Source organism: Rhodovulum sp. (assembly GCF_011048875.1).
Taxonomy (GTDB): domain Bacteria; phylum Pseudomonadota; class Alphaproteobacteria; order Rhodobacterales; family Rhodobacteraceae; genus Rhodovulum; species Rhodovulum tesquicola.
On the sequence record NZ_DSDD01000385.1, the window covers coordinates 1 to 3,688 of the forward strand.

Here is a 3,688-nt window from a genome sequence, read left to right on the forward strand (position 1 = left end):
CCGGCCGCGAACCTTCTGGGCGAAGAGGGCAAGGGCTTCCGCTACGCGATGATGGGGCTCGATGGCGGGCGGCTGAACATCGCCGCCTGTTCCCTGGGCGCCGCGCAGGCCGCCCTTGACGCCACCCTCGCCTATATGCGCGAGCGCAAGGCGTTCGGACAGAGCCTCGACCGCTTCCAGGCGCTGCAATTCCGGCTGGCAGACGCCGAGATCGAGTTGCAGGCCGCCCGCACCTTCCTGCGCCAGGCGGCGTGGAAGCTGGACACCCAGGCCCCCGATGCCACGAAATTCTGCGCCATGGCCAAGAAATTCGTCACCGAAGCGGGCAGCCGCGTGGCCGACCAATGCCTGCAACTGCATGGCGGCTATGGCTATCTGGCCGATTACGGCATCGAGAAGATCGTCCGCGACCTGCGCGTGCACCAGATCCTCGAAGGCACAAACGAGATCATGCGGCTGATCGTGGCGCGCCACCTGATCGAGGCGCGGGGATGACCGACATCGAGATCCGCATCGAGGGCCGCGCCGGCCGCATCACGCTGAACCGCCCGAAGGCGCTGAACGCGCTGACCTATCCGATGTGCCTTGAAATCGAAAAGGCGCTGGACGACTGGCGGCACGAGGCGGGCATCGCGCTGGTCGTGATCGACGCCGAGGGCGACAAGGCGTTCTGCGCGGGCGGCGACATCGCGGTGATGTATGAAACCGGCAGGCAGGGCGATTACGCCTATGGCCAGAAATTCTGGCGCGACGAATACCGGATGAACGCCAAGATCTCGGGCTATCCGAAACCCGTGGTCAGCCTGATGCAGGGCTTCACCATGGGCGGCGGCGTGGGCGTGGGCTGCCATGGCAGCCACCGCATCGTGGGTGAGACCAGCCAGATCGCCATGCCCGAATGCGGCATCGGTCTGGTGCCCGATGTGGGCGGTTCGCTGCTGCTGGCCAGCGCGCCGGGGCGGCTGGGCGCCTATCTGGGCGCGACGGGCCGCCGGATGGGCCCGGGCGATGCGATCTATGCGGGCTTTGCCGATCATTTCGTGGCCGAGGCCGACTGGCCCGACCTGATCGCCAAACTTGTCGCCACCGGCAATCCCGACGCCATCCTCGCCGCAGCCCTGCCCCCGCCGCCGGGCGAGCTGTCCGCGCTTCAGCCGCTGGTGGACCGGCTGTTCGCCGCGCCGGATCTGGCCGGGATCGTCGCCGCGCTGCGGGCCGACGGCTCGGACTTCGCGACCGACACGCTGGCCCGCCTTGGCCGGGGCAGCCCGCTTTCGGTCGCCTGCACCATCGAGATGCAGAACCGCCTGCAAGGCTGCGACGCCATCCGCGAGGCGCTGGCGCTGGAATACCGCTTTACCCATCGCGCGCCGGAACATGCGGATTTCCTCGAAGGCATCCGCGCGGCGATCATCGACAAGGACAGAAACCCGAGCTGGCGCCATGCCGACCTGAATTCGGTCACCGCGGCCGATGTGGCGGCGATGCTGGCGCCGCTGGGGCCGGACGAACTGAACCTTGAGGAGGACAGAACATGAAGGTGGGCTTCATCGGACTGGGCAACATGGGCGCGCCGATGGCGGCGAACCTTGCCGGGACGGGCCATCAGGTGACAGGCTTCGACCTTGCTGCCCCCTGCCCCAAAGGCGTCACCCCGGCCGCAAGCGCCGCCGAGGCCGCGCGCGGGCAGGATGTGGTCATCACCATGTTGCCCAACGGCGCCATCCTGCGCGCCGTGGCCGCCGAGGTGCTGCCGGTGATGGAGGCAGGCGCGGTGCTGCTGGACTGCTCGACCGTCGATGTCGAAAGCGCCCGCGCCGTCGCTGCCGAGGCCGAGGCCGCAGGCAAGATGGCGGTGGACGCGCCCGTCTCTGGCGGCGTGGGCGGGGCCGCGGCCGGAACCCTGACCTTCATGGCGGGCGGCAGCGACGCCGCCTTCGACAAGGTCCGCCCGCTGTTCGACGTGATGGGCCAGAAGGCGGTGCATTGCGGCGCCTCGGGCGCGGGCCAGGCCGCCAAGATCTGCAACAACATGATCCTCGGCGTCACCATGATTGCCACCTGCGAGGCGTTTGCGCTGGCCGACAAGCTGGGGCTGGATCGCGGCAAGATGTTCGACGTGGTCTCGACCTCCTCGGGCTATAGCTGGACCATGAACGCCTATTGCCCCGCCCCCGGAATCGGCCCGAAAAGCCCCGCCGACAACGACTACAGGCCCGGTTTCGCCGCGGAACTGATGCTCAAGGACCTGCGCCTTGCCCAGCAGGCCGCCGAGGCTGCCGATGCCGACACGCCGATGGGCCAGCGTGCGGCCGAGCTTTACGCCGCCTTCGTCGAACAGGAGGACGGCAGGGGCCGCGACTTCTCGGCGATGCTGCCCCGCTTCGAGAAACGCGGCCGGGCATGAGCTGGCTTTCGCGCGCAAAGGGGCTGGAGGGGATCGAGCCGGGCACCGCCGCCCGGCTTGAAAACCTGCCCGTGCTGCGCCTGCCCAAGGGCAAGGTGCTGTTCTGCCCCGGCGAGGCGGCCAAGGGCTTCACCATCCTCCTGTCCGGCCGGGTCGATGTCTTCCTGACCGGCCCCACCGGCCGCGAGATCCTGCTTTACGGGATCGAGCCGGGCCAGTCCTGCGTGCAATCCACCCTCGGCCTGCTGGGCGGCGAGGATTACACCGGCGAGGCGATCACCGTCACCGATTGCGAGGCCGTGCTTCTGCCGCGCGAGATGTTCCTGCGGCTCATGGACGCCTCGCCGGTTTTCCGCCGCTTCGTCTTCGGCGCCTTCGCGATGCGGCTGCAATCCATCATGGCGCTGCTGGAACGGGTCGCCTTCCAGCGCGTCGAATGCCGCCTTGCGGCCGAATTGCTGGCCTCGGCCGAGGACGGCGCCGTGCGCGCCACCCATCAGGAGATCGCCACCCGCATCGGCACCGCGCGCGAGGTCGTCTCGCGCCGGCTCGACGCGCTGGCCAAGGCGGGGCTGGTGCAGGTCGACCGCGGCGTGGTGACGATCCAGGACCGCGAGGGGCTTGCCCGGCTGGCGGCCGTCGACGGCGCGGCGTGACAAGATCACAGACCCGCCGCCCGGCATGACGCATGGTGAGACCTCGATGCCCGTGAAACTCGGGCGGCAACCCTTGCACACCATCGGAGAAGACCCATGTTCAAGAAGAATGTCGGCGGCATCGACCGCACTGCCCGCATCGCTATCGGCGCGTTCATGCTGCTGGCCTGGGCGTTCCTGACCGACGCCAGCCTGCTCTGGCTGATCGGCATCGTCCCGCTGGCCACCGGGCTGATGTCCTCCTGTCCGCTCTACAACCTCATCGGCGTGAACACCTGCCAGAAAAACGGCTGATCAGCCCTGCGGCGCGTCCTCTTCCCGCGCGCCCGGACGGCCGGACGGGCTTGAAACGCCCGCCCGGCTGTCCAGATTCCACCTATGGGGACCGCAAGGATCAAGCGGCCCGCCATCAAGGGAGAAAGCCAATGTTCGAAAAGAATATGGGAATGGTCGACCGGGCCGTCCGCGCCGTCATCGGCGTGCTCTTGCTCATCCTCGCCTTCACCACCTTCGGCGGTGTCTGGGCCTGGATCGCCGGACTCATCGGCATCGTCCTGCTTGCCACGGCGGCGATGGGCACCTGCCCGCCCTACAGCCTGCTCGGCATCGATACGCGCAAGACCAA

General features: G+C 68.4%; 6 protein-coding genes. All 6 read left to right on the forward strand.

All coding sequences use genetic code 11. The features are described from left to right. The coding region (locus ENN83_RS13430) for an acyl-CoA dehydrogenase family protein (protein WP_287187744.1) at positions 1-495 on the forward strand (495 nt) is incomplete at its 5' end. Continuing rightward, positions 492-1,538: an enoyl-CoA hydratase/isomerase family protein gene (locus tag ENN83_RS13435; RefSeq protein ID WP_287187745.1), complete on the forward strand. Its 1,047-nt coding sequence runs from the start codon at positions 492-494 to the stop codon at positions 1,536-1,538. The genes ENN83_RS13430 and ENN83_RS13435, both read left to right, overlap by 4 nt. Beyond that, positions 1,535-2,407: a 3-hydroxyisobutyrate dehydrogenase gene (gene mmsB / locus ENN83_RS13440; RefSeq protein WP_287187747.1), complete on the forward strand. Its 873-nt coding sequence runs from the start codon at positions 1,535-1,537 to the stop codon at positions 2,405-2,407. The genes ENN83_RS13435 and mmsB overlap by 4 nt, the downstream gene beginning before the upstream one ends. After that, a complete protein-coding gene (locus ENN83_RS13445; protein WP_287187748.1) occupies positions 2,404-3,063 on the forward strand; it encodes a Crp/Fnr family transcriptional regulator in 660 nt (219 codons plus the stop codon). Before mmsB ends, ENN83_RS13445 begins: the two co-directional genes overlap by 4 nt. Before the next feature lie 96 nt (positions 3,064-3,159). Beyond that, on the forward strand, positions 3,160-3,357 hold the full coding sequence (locus ENN83_RS13450) for a YgaP family membrane protein (RefSeq protein ID WP_287187750.1): 198 nt from the start codon (positions 3,160-3,162) through the stop codon (positions 3,355-3,357). Positions 3,358-3,488: 131 nt separating this feature from the next. Beyond that, positions 3,489-3,688 (forward strand): YgaP family membrane protein (locus ENN83_RS13455; protein ID WP_287187752.1); only part of this gene is annotated, 200 nt, incomplete at its 3' end.

Excerpts from the sequence above, each read along its gene's own strand:
- ENN83_RS13450 (WP_287187750.1), top strand. The coding sequence starts at position 3,160 with ATGTTCAAGAAGAATGTCGGCGGCATCGACCGCACTGCCCGCATCGCT.
- mmsB (WP_287187747.1), top strand. The coding sequence starts at position 1,535 with ATGAAGGTGGGCTTCATCGGACTGGGCAACATGGGCGCGCCGATGGCG.
- ENN83_RS13445 (WP_287187748.1), top strand. The coding sequence starts at position 2,404 with ATGAGCTGGCTTTCGCGCGCAAAGGGGCTGGAGGGGATCGAGCCGGGC.
- ENN83_RS13435 (WP_287187745.1), top strand. The coding sequence starts at position 492 with ATGACCGACATCGAGATCCGCATCGAGGGCCGCGCCGGCCGCATCACG.